Origin of the sequence: Streptomyces sp. NPDC127038 (assembly GCF_042725875.1) — a bacterium.
In the GTDB taxonomy this organism is placed as follows: domain Bacteria; phylum Actinomycetota; class Actinomycetes; order Streptomycetales; family Streptomycetaceae; genus Streptomyces.
The window spans coordinates 180,378-195,978 of sequence record NZ_JBHXDQ010000005.1; the positions used below are offsets into that span (position 1 = coordinate 180,378).

Genomic DNA, 15,601 nt, shown 5'->3' on the forward strand with positions numbered 1-15,601 from the left:
TTGTGGAAGAAAACGGCCCATAAGCACTGCGGCCCAGCAGCACTTCACTTCGGTGCCGTGGCATCCCCTCCATCGGGAAGAAGAGCTCGTGAGCGTCGAACCTCCGTCCTCCGGCCGTCCCACCGGACCGCCCTCGGGCCCGCTGTCGGGCCCGTCGCAGCCGAGCCCCACCCAGCCCGTCGACGTCCCGCCCGCCGGCCCGCCGAGCGGCGCCTCGGGCGCGGGAGCCGGAGGCGGTGACACGGGTGGCGGTGGCACCGGAGGGGGCGGTACGGGCGGCGGTGGCGCGGGCGGTCCCGAGGGACCCGGCGGCGCGGCACCCGGACCCGGGCAGCCGGGCGGCGGGGGACCCGACCGGCCCTGGTGGCGCTCGGCGCCGCGGGTCGCGCTGATCACCGGGGTCGTGGCGGCGGCCGTGATCCTCGGACTGGTCTTCACCAACAACGGCGGCGGGACGAAGAACGCCGGCAGCGAGGTCTTCCTCCAGTCCGCGGACAAGGCGGGGCCCGACCCGTTCACCGAGTCGACCGCCAACGACACGTCCGCCGCACCGACGAACCCCGCGACCCCGGCCACCTCGGCACCCGCCAACGCCACCGTCGCCGTGAGCGGCAACGCGCCCGGCCTCTACGGCGGCACGCGCGACGTGTCCAGCTGCGACGTGGAGAAGCAGATCAGCGTGCTCACCGCGGACCCGGCGAAGAACAAGGCCTTCGCGTCGGTCGAGGGCATCCAGCCGGACGCGGTCCCCGCCTACCTGCGCTCGCTGACGCCCGTACAACTGCGCCTGGACACCCGGGTCACCAACCACGGCTACCGCAACGGCGCGCCCACCAGCTTCCAGTCGGTCCTCCAGACCGGCACCGCCGTGCTCGTGGACTCCCGCGGTGTGCCCCGGGTGCGCTGCGCCTGCGGCAACCCGCTCCTCCCGCCGGTCGCGCAGAAGGGCACCCCGAAGGCGACGGGCGACTCGTGGCCCGGGTACCGCTCCAGGGACGTCGTGGTCGTGGCACCCTCGACGACCGTCATCAACGTGTTCGTCCTCTACGACCCCGAGAACAACGAGTGGATCGCCCGGCACCGGGGCAACGACGTCCACAAGGACAAGAAGACCCACCCGCCGGTGAACCCCTCGCCCTCGGCCAGTGTCTCGGGCTCCGCCTCACCGTGCGTCTCGCCCGGCGGCTCGAAGCCGGGGTCCGGAAGCCCGTGCCCGTCGACCGCGACCTCGCCGTCGTCCGGGAGTTCGTCACCGTCGACCTCTTCCGCCTCCTCCGAACCGCCCTCCTCCGCCCCGCCGTCCTCGGCGCCTCCGGAGCCTCCCTCCAGCCAGCCCGCGTCCCCCGCGTCGGAGGCGCCTCCGGCCTCGGGGCCGGCGTCCTCCGCGGGTCCGTCCGCGGAGGCCCCCGCGTCCTGAACATCCCCCGGGGCGACCGGCGTTCCGTCCGCTTCACCGAGAGCGGAACGCCGGTCCCTTGCCGTGCCGTGCGGCGCTCCTAGGCTGAAGGGGTGAGCGACCACGTGACGAACGAAGCCCGCGTCATCCCCCTGCGCCCGGCCGCGGCCGGGCCCTCCCGCACGACGGCGCCGCAGGCCCCGGACCGGGCGCCCCGCCCGCCGGCGCTCGCGCCGCGCCGGGGACCCGCGGCCCCCGCCGCTCCCGCTCCCGTTTCCCCGGCCCGGGAACCGCTGTGGCGCGACCTGGTCGGCGACGTCCTGCGGCGCGAACGGCAGGCCCAGGAACGCACGCTCAAGGACGTGGCCGAGGCGGCCCGGATCTCCATGCCCTACCTCTCGGAGGTGGAGCGCGGCCGCAAGGAGGCGTCCTCCGAGGTCCTCGCCGCGGCCGCGCGCGCCCTGGGCCTCGGCCTGGGTGACCTGCTGTCGCTGGCCCAGCGGGACCTGATCCGGCGCTCCCGCCCGTCCGTCCGGAGCCGCGCCGGGTCGGCCCCCTCCTCGGCCTCGCGGTACGACGGGATGTGCCTGGCCGCCTGAAGCCCGTCGCCGCCGGGGGAGCGGCCGAGGTCAGACCACGGCCAGCCGGCGGCTCAGGATCTCGTCCGCGAGCCCGTACTCCACCGCCTCCCGCGCGGTGAAGATCTTGTCGCGGTCCATGTCCGCGCGCAGCGTCGCGACGTCGTGGTGGGTGTGCCGCGACAGGACCTCCTCGACCTGCGCGCGGATCCTCAGCATCTCCTTGGCCTGGAGGCTGAGGTCCGACACGGTGCCCTGACGGCCGCCGCTGGCGGGCTGGCCGAGCAGCACCCGCGCGTGCTCCAGCACGAACCGGCGCCCGGGGTCGCCCCCGGCCAGCAGCACGGCGGCCGTGGAGGCGGCCTGTCCGACGCAGAACGTCGAGACCGGCGCCTGGACGAAGGTCATCGTGTCGTAGATGGCCATCAGCGAAGTGAACGATCCCCCGGGCGAGTTGATGTAGATCGCGATCTCGCTCTCCGGGCTCGACGACTCCAGATGGAGGAGCTGCGCGATGACGACGTTGGCGACCCCGTCGTCGATCTCGGTGCCGAGGAAGATGATCCGCTCGGACAGCAGCCGGCTGAACACGTCGTACGACCGCTCGCCCTGCGGTGTCCGCTCGACGACGTTCGGAATCGTGTACGTCCCCATGTCAGAGCCCCGTCCGTCGCCGTGCCGCGGCCGGGCGGACGTCGGCGAGCGACTCCACGACCCGGTCGACCATGCCGTACTCCCTGGCCTGTTCCGCCGTGAACCAGCGGTCCCGGTCACCGTCCCTGGAGATCGTCTCCTCGCTCTGGCCCGTGTGCTCCGCGGTGATGCGTTCGATGGCCCGCTTGGTGAACTCGTGGTTCTGCGCCTGGATCTCGATGTCGGCGGTGGTGCCGCCGATGCCCGCGGACGGCTGGTGCATCATGATCCGCGCGTTCGGCAGGGCGAAGCGCTTGCCGGCCGCCCCCACGCTGAGCAGGAACTGCCCCATGCTCGCGGCGAATCCCATCGCGAGGGTGGAGACGTCGTTGGGGATCAGCCGCATGGTGTCGTAGATGGCGAGTCCGGCGGTCACCGAACCCCCGGGGCTGTTGATGTACAGGCTGATGTCGGAGCGCGCGTCCTCGGCGGAGAGCAGGAGCAGTTGGGCGCACACGCGGTTCGCGGAGACCTCGTCGACCTGGGTGCCCAGGAAGACGATCCGCTGGGCGAGCAACTGCGCGGCCAGATGGTCGTCGTAGCGGGTCACGGGGGTGTCGCCCTCCTCGGCCCGCGGCGAGCGGTCCGGGTACCGGCCGGTGATGAGCGGTGTCATGGGTCCTCCTGGTCGTGACGCGGCGGGTGTCGCCGCCGACTCCACTGTCGTTCCGGGGCGGACGCCGGACGGGAATTCTCGGCCCGCGGCAGATTCGCCGTCGGCAGAGCGGTCGGGCGTCCGCGCGGAGGCGGCGGAAGAAGGCCCGGATGCAGGCGACCGGCGGACCCGACTCCTCGCGGGCGGGGGCGTGAGCGAGCGGCCGATGAGTTTTCGGACGAGGATCGGTCGACAGGGGAGACGACGCTTTCCGCCCGAGGAGGTAGACATGCCCGCCGATGGATTCGCCACCTGTCTGTGGTTCGACGGCCAGGCCGAGGAGGCCGCGCAGTACTACGTCTCGATGTTCAAGAACTCCCGGATCGGCCGGATCGGCCACTACACCGAGGCCGGGCCCGGGACGCCCGGTTCCGTGCTGGCCATCGAGTTCACGGCCAACGGCCAGAAGTTCGTCGCGGTCAACGGAGGCCCGCAGTTCACGTTCGACGAGGCGATCTCGTTCCAGATCCACTGCTACGGCCAGGAGGAGGTGGACCACTACTGGGACAAGTTCATCGAGGACGGCGGCCAGGCGGGTCCCTGCGGCTGGATGAAGGACAAGTACGGACTGTCCTGGCAGATCGTCCCCGACGGGCTGATCGAGCTGCTGGGCGACGCGGACACGGAGAAGGCCACCCGTACGGCCGAGGCGATGTACAAGATGACGAAGCTGGACATGGCGGCCCTGGAACGGGCGCACGCGGGGGAGTGAGCGGCGGCTCCGAGAGGGGTTCCGGGCCGGTTCAGGCGGGATGGGCGCGCGAGCGGATCCGGGCCGCGAGCACCGCCACGTCGTCCTCGGCGTGGCGGGCGTCGAGCTTGGCGAGCACCTCGTCGAGCAGCTCGTCGACCCCGGCGCCCGGGGGCAGGCGCAGGGCGGCCAGCCGCGCGAGGGACTCGTCGATGTCCTCGTCCCGGCGCTCGACGAGGCCGTCGGTGAACATCACCAGGGTGTCGTCGGGGGACAGCCGGCGGACCACCTGCTGGTAGCCGCCGAGCCCCGTGCCCAGGGGCGGCCCCACCGGCAGGGGCAGCAGCTCGCCCGTGCCGTCACCGGCGAACACGACGGGCGGCAGATGCCCGGCACCGGCGATCACCGCGGTGCCGCGCGCCGGATCGACCCGGACGAGCAGGCACGTGGCCGGACGCCGGGTGCCGTCCTCGGACACGGCCGTGTCCAGCCGGCGCAGCACCCGGTGGGGCGGCAGGTCCGTGGAGGCGACGTAGCGCAGCATCGAGCGGTACGCGGTCATGTCCACGGCCGCGTCCAGACCGTGGCCCATGACGTCGCCCACGACCAGCAGGGTCCGCCCGAAGTGCAGCCGAACGGTCTCGAACCAGTCCCCGCCCACCAGGGAGCCGCCGCCCGCGGGCAGATAGCGGGTGGCCAGGTCGAGGTTCGGATGCGGTCGGCCGGGCGAGGCGAGCAGGGCCCGCTGGAGGTCCATGACCGTGCCGCGCAGGGACGCGTGCCGCCGGGAGTGCCCGAGGTGCACGGCCGCGAGGCGCGCCGCGTGCCGGGCGACGGCCAGGTCGGTGCCGGTGAACGGCGCTCCCTGCCGGACGGCGAGGAGCACCCCGTAACGGCGTCCGTGGGCGAGCAGCGGTACGGCGGCGACCTGCCGGGGTGTCCGGGCGGACAGGTCGAGCGAGGCGGCGATCGGGCGGCCCTCGTCGAGGGCCCGGACCGACAGCGGGCGCGGGCCGTCCGGCGGGGTGAGCAGCCGGGTGCGGCCACCGGTGGCGGCGCGGGCGAAGGCGTCGGGTGAGCGCCGGCCGGCCGGCACGTCCGTGGGCAGCAGGTCCACGGCGGCTGCCTCGCAGAGCCGCCGGCACACGAACGCCACGAGCTCCTCGCAGGTGCCGCGTTCGTCCAGCGTGGTCCCGATGGCCTCGACGGCATCCTCGAACACCCGGGCCGACACCCTGTCCCCGACCACATCTGAACCATGTGCCTGCGCCCCGGGTGCCCCCGTTCCCGGTGTCGTCGCGCGCGGGGTCCCGGGGTCCGGTGTCGCCGGATCCGTCGTTCCGTCGCCGCCCCGGCCCGCCATCGCACCTCCACCGCAGCACACCCTGGCTCCATCCACGCACGGCGGTGGCCGGCCCGCATGCTCAGGTCCGGGGCGCGCGGTCGTTCACGAGCACCGCCGCGCCGTCGAACCGGCCCGCCTTCAGGTCCCGCAGTGCCTCCGGCGCCCGCTCCAGCGGATAGGCGTGGGTCGTGGCCCGGATGCCGTACCGGGCCGCGAGCGCGAGGAACTCCCTACCGTCCTCGCGCGTGTTCGCGGTGACGCTGCGCAGCTCCTTCTCGTAGAACCGGTCGCTCTCGTAGCGGAGCGGCGGAACGTCGGTCAGGTGGATGCCGGCGACGGCCAGGACACCGCCCCGGTCCAGCGCCCGCAGGGCCACCGGGACCAGATCACCGACCGGCGCGAACAGGATCGCGCTGTCCAGCGGCTCGGGCGGCGCGTCGTACGCCCCGCCCGCGGACGCGGCTCCGAGCGCGAGGGCCAGCCGGCGGGCGGCCGGATCGCGGGTCAGCACGTGCACGGTGGCGCCCTCGGCCAGCGCGAGCTGCGCGCACAGATGGGCGCTGCCGCCGAACCCGTACAGCCCGAGCCGGCCGCCCGGCGGCAGCGCGGCCCTGCGCAGCGCCCGGTGGCCGATGATGCCCGCGCACAGCAGCGGAGCCAGGGCGACGTCGTCCACGCCCTCGGGCAGCCGGTGGGCGAAGGCGGCCGGCACCGTCGTGTACTCCGCGTAGCCGCCGTCGGCGTCCCAGCCGGTGTACTCGGACGCCGGGCACAGGTTCTCGGACCCGCGCAGGCAGTACCCGCAGGTACCGTCCGTGCGGCGCAGCCAGGCGACCCCGACCCGGTCACCGGACGCGAAGCCGCTCACCGCGTCACCGGCCGCCGCCACCGCACCGACGACCTCGTGGCCCGGTGTCACGCGCGGCCGGCGCACCGGCAGGTCTCCCTCGGTGACGTGCAGATCGGTGCGGCACACCCCGCAGGCGCGGACGTGCACCAGCAGTTCGTCCGGTCCTGGCACCGGTACGGGTCGCTCCGCGAGGCGCAGCGGCTCGTCCTCGACCGGCCCCGGTGAGACCACTTCCCACGCCCGCATCATCCCGTGCCCCGTCCCGTCGTCCGCCGGATCGGCCCGCTCTCCAGTGTCCTGCGGGGCCGGCGCTTCGGCGCGCGGCCTGCCCGAAGGCTGGTTAGCGTGAACCGCGCAACCGTTCACCGCACAGGAACCGCTCACCGGACAGGAGAAGACCGGGTCATGGCCGTACAGCCTGAAGGAACGCCCTGCTGGGCGGACGCGATGTTCAGCGATGTCGAAGGTGCCAAGAGCTTCTACGGGGACGTGCTCGGCTGGACGTTCGGCGAGGCGTCCTCGGAGTACGGGAACTACACGCAGGCCTACTCCGGCGGCAAGGCGGTGGCCGCCGTGGTGCCGCCGATGCCCGGCCAGGAGGGCCAGTCCGCCTGGTGTCTGTACTTCGCCTCGCCCGACGCCGCCGCGACCGCCGAGAAGATCAGGAGTGAGGGCGGCGAGGTGCTGATGGAACCGATGCAGGTCGGGGACTTCGGCACGATGGCGCTGGCCCGTGACCCCGGCGGTGCCGTCTTCGGCGTCTGGCAGGCGGGGGTCCACGAGGGCTTCGAGTCGATCGGCGATCCCGGCGCGTACGCGTGGGCCGAGGTGTTCACCCGCGATCCGGAGAAGTCCGACGCGTTCTTCCCGGCCGTCTTCCCCTTCACCGCGCAGCAGGTGCAGGACGACGCCGTCGACTTCCGCGTCTTCAACATCGGCGGCAACCCGGTCCTCGGCCGGATGCGGATGACGGACGACTTCCCGCCCGAGGTGCCCTCGTACGTCAACGTCTACTTCGGCGTGGAGAACTGCGACGACGCGGTGGCCAAGGCGACGGCCCGGGGCGCGGTGCTGCGCTTCGGGCCGATGGACAGCCCGTTCGGCCGGTTCGCCGCGCTGAGCGACCCGCAGGGCGCGTCGTTCTCCGTGATCGACATGAAGACGACGCAGGGCGAGATGCCCGGGATGGCGGACGTGTCCTGACGCACGTCCGGTGCCTTCGGAGGTGACCGGGGCCCGCGCCCGTGCGCGGGCCCCGGCCGGGGCGTGGCATGATCGGGGTCATGCCTGAACGCGTTGTTGCCGCCTGTGACGGGGCTTCGAAGGGAAACCCGGGACCCGCCGGATGGGCGTGGGTCGTCGCCGACGGGGACGAGGCCCCCACCCGCTGGGAGGCCGGACCGCTGGGCACGGCGACGAACAACGTCGCCGAACTGACCGCCCTGGAACGCCTGTTGACGGCGGTCGCCGCCGACGTTCCGCTGGAGATCCGGATGGACTCCCAGTACGCGATGAAGGCCGTCACGACCTGGCTGCCGGGCTGGAAGCGCAAGGGCTGGAAGACGGCCGCGGGCAAGCCCGTCGCCAATCAGGAACTGGTCGCCCGGATCGACGAACTCCTCACCGGCCGCTCGGTGGAGTTCCGTTACGTCCCCGCCCACCAGGTCGACGGCGACCGGCTGAACGACTTCGCCGACCGTGCCGCCAGCCAGGCCGCGGTGGTGCAGCGGCCTGCCGGCAGTGACCTCGGCTCCCCGGAGCCGCCCGCCTCCCCCGACACCCCCGCGGTCGCGGGCGCCGCCCGCCGTCGTCCCGCGGCCGGGACCGCCCGTAAGAGCACGTCGAGCCGGACCATCAAGGCGAAGTTCAACGGCCGTTGCGTGTGCGGCCGTTCCTATGCCGCGGGCGAGCCCATCGCGAAGAACGCCCAGGGCTGGGGCCACCCGGAGTGCCGGTCCGAGGCGCAGGGCGGGGCCTGACACCTCCGGCGCATCCGGCGGTCACGGCCGTGCGGCCGGACTCACACGGCGTCGAAGGTGTAGTACGCGGTGTGGTCGAGCAGATCGGACGGGCGGGTGTCGTTCCACGGCTTCATCGTCTCGCCGAGGTCGATCACGTCCGGGGTGTCCGCGAGCGGGAGGTAGCCGGATCCCGGGTGCCGCCGCTGCCACTGGGCCCAGAGCCGGTCTATGAAGGCGTGGTGGAGCCAGAACACCGGGTCGTTGGGGGAGACGCCGGTGGACATCTGGCCGCCGACCCAGACGTGCACCCGGTTGTGGAGGTTGACGCCCCGCCAGCCTTCGAGGTGATTGCGGAAGCCGTCCGAGCCGCTGTTCCAGGGCGCCATGTCGTACGTCGCCATGGCGAGCACGGAGTCCACCTCGGCCCGGGTCGGCAGTTCCCGTACGCCGGTCCCCAGTGACCGGCGCAGGTAAGTGCGGCTGTCGACACGGACGTTGATCGGCCAGTTGCCCGCGGAGGCGGCGAACGGGCCGTCCATCACCCGGCCGTCCAGGCTGCGTCCGGTGCCGCCGAGGAAGTCGGGCGCCCACAGGGACGCCCGCGCGGTGCGGTCGGTGCTCCAGTCCCAGTAGGGCAGTGCCACCGAGGGGTCGACGGACTGGAGCGCCCGCTCGAACTCCAGCAGGAATCTGCGGTGCCAGGGCAGGAACGAGGGTGAACGGTGGCCCGTCCGCTCGCCGTTGTCGGTGTCGCCGAGGATGAACGCGTTGTGCGTGGTGACGAAGGTGTCGTACCTTCCGCTGCGCTTCAGCGTCAGCAGCGCGTCGACGAATCGGCGCTTCTCGTCGGCGGTCAGGGTCGCCTGGTTCTTGCGTACGGTCATGTGCGGGACTCCACGATCTGCTTACGGGGTGGTTCAGTTGGTGACGAGGGGCACGAGCGGCGCGCCCTGGAGCTCCACGACGGCGGCGCGGGCCGCGTCGCGCGGGGTGGGCACCGGCGCGTAGTGGCTGACGACGCTGATCCAGCTGCCGTCGGCGTTGCTCATCACGTGCAGTTCGGCGCCGTCGATGAACACGGCGTAGCCCCCCATGTGCTCCATGTGATGGTGACCGCCGCCGGTCGTCGGGCGGCCTTCTATGCGCCGCCCCTGGAAGACCTCGTCGAAGGGCTCCGGGCCGTCGTGATGGTGTCCTGCCATGGACCGCGGCGCGGCGGCCGGTCCGGCGGGTGCCGCGGACGCGGAGGAAGCGGCGAGGGTCTGGGCGCCTGCGGCCGCGGCGAGGGCGCCGACTGCCCCGAGGGCGCGGCGGCGAGTGAGCTCCGGCATGCGGAGACCTCCTGTGATCAGCTGTGTCGATGACCCGATATGCCTATCGGGTCGTCAAACAGCAGGAGAAATCGCCGCATGTCGGTTGGCCGGGATCCGGACAATCCCGTATATGCCGTACAGGATTGAACGAAGATGATCTTGCTGTCGGGGGTGGTCGCCGCGCGCCCGCGGAAGGAGATCTTCCGGCGGGAGGGTCCCGTAGTGATGATCTTGCTGTCGAAGGCGCCGACGGGTGGCGTGGTTCACGCCCGCGATCTGGCGTGATCCGCCGCCGCGACACCCGCATCCTCCCCCCTGCTACTCTTCGTGATCAATTGACCGCATTGTGCAACATAGGGGAGTGCGCGTGAAGATCGCGTGCGTCGGTGGCGGACCCGCAAGCCTGTACTTCTCGATCCTGATGAAGCTCCAGGACCCGTCCCATGACATCACCGTCCACGAGAGGAACCCGGCCGGATCCACCTACGGCTGGGGCGTGACGTACTGGGCGGCCCTGCTCGACAAGCTGCGCGAGGGCGACCCGGCGTCCGCGCTCGCCGTCCGGGAGAACTCGGTGAGCTGGACGGAAGGCGTCGCCCATGTCGGCGCCCGGACGACCGTCGCCCCGGGGGACGAGGGATTCGGCATCGGCCGCCGCCGGATGCTCGACCTGCTCGCGGAGCGGGCCCGGACCCTGGGGGTCCGCGTGCTGTACGAGAGCGAGATCACGGCCGACCGGCTGCCCGACGCCGACCTCGTCGTCGCGGGCGACGGGGTCAACAGCGCCCTGCGCGAGCGTCACGCCGACCACTTCGGCAGCGAGATCGTCCACGGCCGCAACCACTACGTCTGGCTCGGCACGGCCAAGGTCTTCGACTCGTTCACCTTCTCCTTCGTGGAGACGGACCACGGCTGGATCTGGTGCTACGCCTACCGGTTCGGGGACGACCGCAGCACCTTGGTCGTCGAGTGCTCCCCGGAGACCTGGCGCGGCCTCGGGCTCGACACCGCGGGCGAGGCCGAGGGGCTCGCGCTGCTGGAGAAGCTCTTCGCGGACCTGCTGGACGGACACGGGCTGATCGGCCGGGCGCAGCCCGACGGCGCCGCCCAGTGGCTCACCTTCCGCACCCTGACCAATCGCACCTGGCACCGGGGCAACCTCGTCCTGCTCGGCGACGCGGCCCACACCACGCACTACTCGATCGGCGCCGGCACCACCCTCGCCCTGGAGGACGCGATCTCCCTGGCGCGGGCGCTGCGTGAGCACGAGGACCTCGACACCGCCCTGACCCGCTATGGGCGCGAACGCAGGGCCGAGCTCCTTCCGGTGCAGAGCGCGGCCCGCCACAGCGCCCGCTGGTACGAGAACCTGCCCCGCTACATCGGGCTTCCGCCGGCCCAGATGTTCGCCCTGCTCGGACAGCGCCATTCACCGCTGCTGCCGTACGTCCCGCCGCAGCTCTACTACCGCGTCGACCGGGCGGCCGGCCGGCTGGAGGCGCTGCGCCGCCTCAAGCGCTGGCTCGGCCCCAAGGTCGCCCGCGGGGTGCAGGCCCGCGCCCACCGGCGGTAGCCGTACGGGCGGCCGTGCCGACGGCGCTCGGGAACTGGACTCCGCTTGGGGTGAATGGCCATTCACCGATAAGGTGAATGGTCATTCACCTCTTTTTCACGTCTACTTCTGGAGTGCCGATGGTGGCCCTGCGCGAGCGGCTCGCGATACCTGTCCTGGCGTTCGGCGGGATCCTCATGGCCGTCATGCAGACGGTGGTCGTCCCGCTGCTGCCCGATCTGCCCCGGCTGACGGGCGCCTCGGCCGGCGCGGTCTCCTGGATGGTGACCGCGACCCTCCTCGCCGGAGCGGTGCTCACCCCCGTCCTCGGCCGCGCCGGAGACATGTACGGCAAGCGCCGCGTGCTGCTCATGGCCCTCGGGATGATGACGGTCGGCTCGCTGATGTGCGCGCTCACCTCCGACATCGGCGTCCTGATCGTGGCGCGGGCGCTTCAGGGCGCGGCCGCCGCCGTGGTCCCGCTCTCGATCAGCATCCTGCGCGACGAACTGCCGCCGGAGCGCACGGGTTCCGCCGTCGCGCTGATGAGCTCCACCGTCGGCATCGGCGCCGCCCTCGGCCTGCCGCTCGCCGCCCTCGTGGTGCAGTACTACAACTGGCACGTCATGTTCTGGGCGACGACCGCGCTCGGCGTCTTCGGCACGGCCCTGGCCTGGTGGGCGGTGCGCGAGTCGCCCGTGCGCGAGCCGGGCCGCTTCGACACCCTGGGCGCGCTGGGCCTGGCCGCCGGTCTCGTGTGCCTGCTGCTCGCCGTGTCCGAGGGCGGCACCTGGGGCTGGTCGAGCCCGCGGATCCTCGGGCTCTTCGCCGGCTGCGCCGCGATCCTCGCGCTGTGGTGGCGCCAGCAGCTGCGCGCGGAGCGCCCCCTCGTCGACCTCAAGCTCGCCGCCCGTCCGCGCGTCGCCCTGCCCCACATCGCCGCGCTGCTGACCGGCTTCTCCTTCTACGGCAACTCGCTGGTCACCGCGCAGCTCGTACAGGCCCCCAAGGCCACCGGCTACGGGCTCGGCCTGTCCATCGTGGCCACCGGTCTGTGCCTGCTGCCCGGCGGGGTGACGATGCTGCTGCTCTCGCCCGTCTCGGCCCGCATCTCGGCGGCCCGCGGCCCCCGGATCACCCTGGCCCTCGGCACGGCGATCATCGCCTCCGGGTACGTCCTGCGGATCGCCGACAGCCGCGACCTGTGGGCGATCATCCTCGGCGCCACGGTCTGCTCGATCGGCACGACCTTCGCCTACTCCGCGCTGCCCACCCTGATCCTGCGCGCCGTGCCCGCCGGGCAGACCGCCTCGGCCAACGGGGTCAACGTCCTGATGCGCACCATCGGGCAGGCCGTGTGCAGCGCCGCCGTGGCCGCCGTGCTCGTGCACCACACGAGTCTCGTCGCGGGCGCCCCGGTGCCGACCCTGCACGGCTATCTGCTGGCCTTCGTCATGGCGGGTACCGTCGCACTGGTGGCCTGTGCCGCCGCACTGTCGATTCCCGCCGACCCCGCCTCGCGCGCGACCCCCGGAACCCGCCGCCCCACCGGCGCGACCCGCGACGAGGCCCTCGAAGGAGCCTGAGCACCGTGACCACCCCGCACTCCGGTCTCACGGCGTCGCCGGCCGCCGAGCCCCGTGACCAGGAGGCCGCGCCCGCCCCCCGCCGCGACGCCGAGGCGAGCAAGGCGGAGATCCTGCGCGCGGCCCGCTATCTGCTGGCCCGGCACGCGCACGCGGACATCACGCTCAAGGCGGTCGCGGACCGGGCCGGGGTGAGCGCGCCGCTGATCCTGAAGTACTTCGGCAACAAGGACGCGCTGTTCGCCCGCGTGATGTCCTTCGAGTCCGACGCCGACGCCCTGCTGGACGCGCCGCTGGAGGAGCTCGGCCGGCACATGGTCCGCCACCTCCTCGAAGGGCAGACCCAGCGCGGCGCCGACCCCGTCCTGAGGATCGTCTTCGCCCCGCTCCAGGGGGAGCAGGGCGAGATCCTGCGGGCCAACTTCCGCGCCCAGGTCAGCGACCGTCTCGCCGGACGGCTGAGCGGCCGGGACGCGGGGCTGCGCGCCGAACTCGCCGTGAGCACGCTGCTCGGCCTCGGTGTGATGTACGGGATCGCGCGGGGCCCCCATCTGCGGGGCACCTCCGTCGACGACATCGTCGAGCGGTACGCGCCCGCCGTGCAGGCCCAGCTCGCCCCGTGACCGGCCACGCCCCGCGGGTCAGCTCACCCCGACGGGCCGGAACTGGACGCTGATCCGGGGTCCGGTGGCCCTCGCCGTCTTGGGGATCGCGTGTTCCCAGGTGCGCTGGCAGGAGCCGCCCATCACGATGAGGTCGCCGTGGCCCAGCGGCCGCCGGACGGTGTCCCCGCCGCCGCGCGGCCGCAGCAGGAGATCGCGCGGGGCGCCCACCGACAGGATGGCGACCATCGTGTCCTCGCGGGCGCCCCGGCCGATCCTGTCCCCGTGCCAGGCCACGCTGTCGCGGCCGTCCCGGTAGCAGCAGAGCCCCGCCGTGCTGAACGGCTCGCCCAGTTCCCCGGCGTAGTGCGCCGAGAGGGCGTCCCTGGCCTCGTCGAGCAGCGGGTGCGGCAGCGGATCGTCCGCGCGGAAGTACGCGAGCAGCCGGGGAACGTCCACCACGTGCTCGTACATCTGGCGTCGTTCGGCCCGCCACGGGACCTCGGCGGCGAGGTGCGCGAAGAGCGCGTCGGCCCCGCTCACCCAGCCCGGCAGCAGGTCGATCCAGGCCCCGTCGCCCAGCGTCGTGCGGCGGAGCCCGTCGAGGGAACCCAGACGGAGTTCGTCGGTCTGGTCGAAGAGCGAGCCCTGGAGGTGCATGGCCATGGGGCCAGCCTACTCCCAGAATCGAATAGATGTTCCATTGTGTGGGTGGGTGGCGGGGTCACCAGGGCACGGGGCCCGACGCGTCGAAGAAGCCGCCGGTCGGTCCGTCCGGCCCGACGGACGCCATCCGTACGATGATCTCGGCGCCCTCCTCCACGGTCTGGGTGCCCGTGTTCCCGTTCAGGTCGGTGGCGGTGTAGCCCGGCTCGACGGCGTTGACGCGGATGCCGGGGAACGCCTTCGCGTACTGCACTGTGATCATGTTGACGGTGACCTTGGACGCCGGATAGGCGAGGCCCGGGTAGAAGTGGGTCGGGCCCGCCGGGTCGCTGATCCGGGCCAGCGAGGCGAGGCCGCTGCTGAGGTTCACCACGACCGGGGCCGGGGACCGCAGGAGCAGGGGCAGGAAGGCGTGGGTGACGCGGACGACGCCGAAGACGTTCGTCTCGAACAGCTCGCGCATCATGTCCGCGGACACGTCCGCCGGGCCGATCACGCTGTTCCCCTCGCCGCGTCCCTCGATGCCGGCGTTGTTGACCAGGACGTCCAGCCCGCCTTCGGCCTCGATGGTCTTCGCCGCGGCGGCGACGGACGCGTCGTCGGTGACGTCGATGACGACGGCGCGCGCCCCGAGCCGCCGCGCCGCCAGCCGGCCGCGCTCCGCGTCCCTGCTGCCCACGTAGACGGTGTGGCCCGCCGCGACGAGCCTGCGGGCCGTCTCGTAGCCGAGGCCCTTGTTCGCTCCGGTGATGAGTGTGGTGGTCATGGGTCCAGGATCCGGCCGCCCGCCGGGCACAGCCAGCAGTCCGGTCTTCCTGGGACCGCGGGTACCAGGCAGGTCCGGCCGCGGGGGTGCACAGTGGGTGGCATGGCGAACACGGAGTTCGGGCGGACGGTGCGACGCTGGCGTGACAGGGTCACGCCGGAGGCCGTCGGGCTGCCCGGCGGCGGCAACCGGCGCGCGGCCGGACTCCGCCGCGAGGAGCTGGCCCTGCTCGCCGGTATCTCGGTCGACTACGTCACCCGCCTCGAACAAGGGCGGGCGGCCCACCCCTCGGAGCAGGTCGTCGAGGCCCTGGGCCGGGCGCTGCGGCTGTCCGCGGCCGAACGCGAGCACCTCTTCCAGGTGGCCGGACTGGTGCCGCCCGGCCGGGGCATGGTGCCGGCCCACATCACGCCCGGTGTCCACCGTCTGCTCGACCGGCTGAGCGAGACACCGGTGGCGGTGTACGACGCGGCCTGGACGCTGCTGCTGGCCAACCCGCTGTACGCGGCCCTGCTGGGTGACCCCTCGGGATGGCGCGGCAACGAGCGCAACGGGGTGTGGCGCAACTTCGTCGGCCCCGCCGGCCGGGTGCGGCACACTCCCCGGGAGCGGCGCGCCTTCGAGGCGACGCTGGTGGCCGACCTGCGCGCGACCGCTAGCAGATATCCGACCGACCGGCGCCTCGGGCAGCTCATCGACGAGCTGTGCGCGAACAGCGTGCGGTTCGCCGAGCTGTGGGAGTCGGGGTCCGTGGCCCGTCACGAGGCGTCCCGCAAGACGATCGACCATCCCCAGGTCGGCGCCGTGACCCTGGACTGCGATGTGCTCAGCGTCGCGGGCAGCGACCTGCGGATCATGGTCTACACGGCCGAGCCCGGCACCGAGGACGCCGAACGCGTCGCCCTGCTCGGGGTCCTGGGGACGCAGGCCCTCGTGGAGTGAGTGCG

The 15,601-nt window shown here is 72.9% G+C and carries 17 protein-coding genes; 9 read left to right on the top strand and 8 right to left on the bottom strand.

What is annotated here, in order from left to right; genetic code table 11:
- Positions 1–88 precede the first annotated feature (88 nt).
- A complete protein-coding gene (locus tag ACFWI4_RS06035) occupies positions 89–1,417 on the top strand; it encodes a DUF6777 domain-containing protein (protein WP_387191463.1) in 1,329 nt (442 codons plus the stop codon).
- Positions 1,418–1,509: 92 nt separating this feature from the next.
- Positions 1,510–1,995 (top strand): helix-turn-helix domain-containing protein, encoded by a 486-nt coding sequence (locus tag ACFWI4_RS06040; RefSeq protein WP_387191465.1) that lies wholly within the window; start codon positions 1,510–1,512, stop codon positions 1,993–1,995.
- A gap of 30 nt (positions 1,996–2,025) precedes the next feature.
- Here the strand turns inward: ACFWI4_RS06040 and ACFWI4_RS06045 are convergent, their stop codons facing one another.
- Positions 2,026–2,628, bottom strand: a complete 603-nt coding sequence (locus ACFWI4_RS06045) for a ClpP family protease (RefSeq protein WP_387191467.1) — start codon at positions 2,626–2,628, stop codon at positions 2,026–2,028.
- 1 nt (position 2,629) lies between these two features.
- Positions 2,630–3,283, bottom strand: coding sequence for an ATP-dependent Clp protease proteolytic subunit (locus tag ACFWI4_RS06050; protein ID WP_387191469.1), 654 nt, complete (start codon positions 3,281–3,283; stop codon positions 2,630–2,632).
- 268 nt (positions 3,284–3,551) lie between these two features.
- Here ACFWI4_RS06050 and ACFWI4_RS06055 point away from each other — a divergent pair, with 268 nt between their 5' ends.
- On the top strand, positions 3,552–4,034 hold the full coding sequence (locus tag ACFWI4_RS06055; protein ID WP_387191471.1) for a VOC family protein: 483 nt from the start codon (positions 3,552–3,554) through the stop codon (positions 4,032–4,034).
- 31 nt (positions 4,035–4,065) lie between these two features.
- On the opposite strand, the gene ACFWI4_RS06060 is transcribed toward ACFWI4_RS06055, so the two are convergent.
- Positions 4,066–5,262 (bottom strand): PP2C family protein-serine/threonine phosphatase, encoded by a 1,197-nt coding sequence (locus ACFWI4_RS06060; RefSeq protein WP_387191473.1) that lies wholly within the window; start codon positions 5,260–5,262, stop codon positions 4,066–4,068.
- A gap of 175 nt (positions 5,263–5,437) precedes the next feature.
- The gene (locus ACFWI4_RS06065) at positions 5,438–6,454 is read right to left on the bottom strand and encodes a zinc-binding alcohol dehydrogenase family protein (RefSeq protein WP_387191542.1); all 1,017 of its coding nucleotides are present in this window, start codon (positions 6,452–6,454) and stop codon (positions 5,438–5,440) included.
- A 159-nt stretch (positions 6,455–6,613) separates the two neighbouring features.
- On the opposite strand from ACFWI4_RS06065, the gene ACFWI4_RS06070 reads away from it, so the two are divergent.
- Positions 6,614–7,411, top strand: coding sequence for a VOC family protein (locus ACFWI4_RS06070; protein ID WP_387191475.1), 798 nt, complete (start codon positions 6,614–6,616; stop codon positions 7,409–7,411).
- A 68-nt stretch (positions 7,412–7,479) separates the two neighbouring features.
- On the top strand, positions 7,480–8,187 hold the full coding sequence (locus tag ACFWI4_RS06075) for a ribonuclease H (protein WP_387191476.1): 708 nt from the start codon (positions 7,480–7,482) through the stop codon (positions 8,185–8,187).
- A 41-nt stretch (positions 8,188–8,228) separates the two neighbouring features.
- Here ACFWI4_RS06075 and ACFWI4_RS06080 read toward each other — a convergent pair whose 3' ends face one another.
- Positions 8,229–9,053 carry a tyrosinase family protein gene (locus tag ACFWI4_RS06080; RefSeq protein ID WP_387191479.1) on the bottom strand — a complete coding sequence of 275 codons (825 nt, stop codon included), beginning with the start codon at positions 9,051–9,053 and terminating at the stop codon, positions 8,229–8,231.
- Between the two features lie 33 nt (positions 9,054–9,086).
- On the bottom strand, positions 9,087–9,500 hold the full coding sequence (locus ACFWI4_RS06085; RefSeq protein WP_387191481.1) for a tyrosinase cofactor: 414 nt from the start codon (positions 9,498–9,500) through the stop codon (positions 9,087–9,089).
- Positions 9,501–9,849: 349 nt separating this feature from the next.
- Here ACFWI4_RS06085 and ACFWI4_RS06090 point away from each other — a divergent pair, with 349 nt between their 5' ends.
- From ACFWI4_RS06090 to ACFWI4_RS06100, 3 genes are all read left to right on the top strand, one after another.
- The gene (locus ACFWI4_RS06090; RefSeq protein ID WP_387191483.1) at positions 9,850–11,055 is read left to right on the top strand and encodes an FAD-dependent monooxygenase; all 1,206 of its coding nucleotides are present in this window, start codon (positions 9,850–9,852) and stop codon (positions 11,053–11,055) included.
- 119 nt (positions 11,056–11,174) lie between these two features.
- Complete coding sequence (locus ACFWI4_RS06095; RefSeq protein ID WP_387191544.1) at positions 11,175–12,620, top strand: MFS transporter; 1,446 nt, start codon at positions 11,175–11,177, stop codon at positions 12,618–12,620.
- Positions 12,617–13,243, top strand: coding sequence for a TetR family transcriptional regulator (locus ACFWI4_RS06100; RefSeq protein ID WP_387191546.1), 627 nt, complete (start codon positions 12,617–12,619; stop codon positions 13,241–13,243). Before ACFWI4_RS06095 ends, ACFWI4_RS06100 begins: the two co-directional genes overlap by 4 nt.
- A gap of 18 nt (positions 13,244–13,261) precedes the next feature.
- Here the strand turns inward: ACFWI4_RS06100 and ACFWI4_RS06105 are convergent, their stop codons facing one another.
- Together ACFWI4_RS06105 and ACFWI4_RS06110 are read right to left on the bottom strand one after the other, a co-directional pair.
- Positions 13,262–13,888 (bottom strand): alpha-ketoglutarate-dependent dioxygenase AlkB, encoded by a 627-nt coding sequence (locus ACFWI4_RS06105; RefSeq protein ID WP_387191485.1) that lies wholly within the window; start codon positions 13,886–13,888, stop codon positions 13,262–13,264.
- Positions 13,889–13,946: 58 nt separating this feature from the next.
- The gene (locus tag ACFWI4_RS06110) at positions 13,947–14,654 is read right to left on the bottom strand and encodes an SDR family oxidoreductase (protein ID WP_387191487.1); all 708 of its coding nucleotides are present in this window, start codon (positions 14,652–14,654) and stop codon (positions 13,947–13,949) included.
- A gap of 102 nt (positions 14,655–14,756) precedes the next feature.
- Between ACFWI4_RS06110 and ACFWI4_RS06115 the strand changes: the two genes are divergently transcribed.
- A complete protein-coding gene (locus ACFWI4_RS06115; RefSeq protein ID WP_387191489.1) occupies positions 14,757–15,596 on the top strand; it encodes a helix-turn-helix transcriptional regulator in 840 nt (279 codons plus the stop codon).
- Positions 15,597–15,601 lie beyond the last annotated feature (5 nt).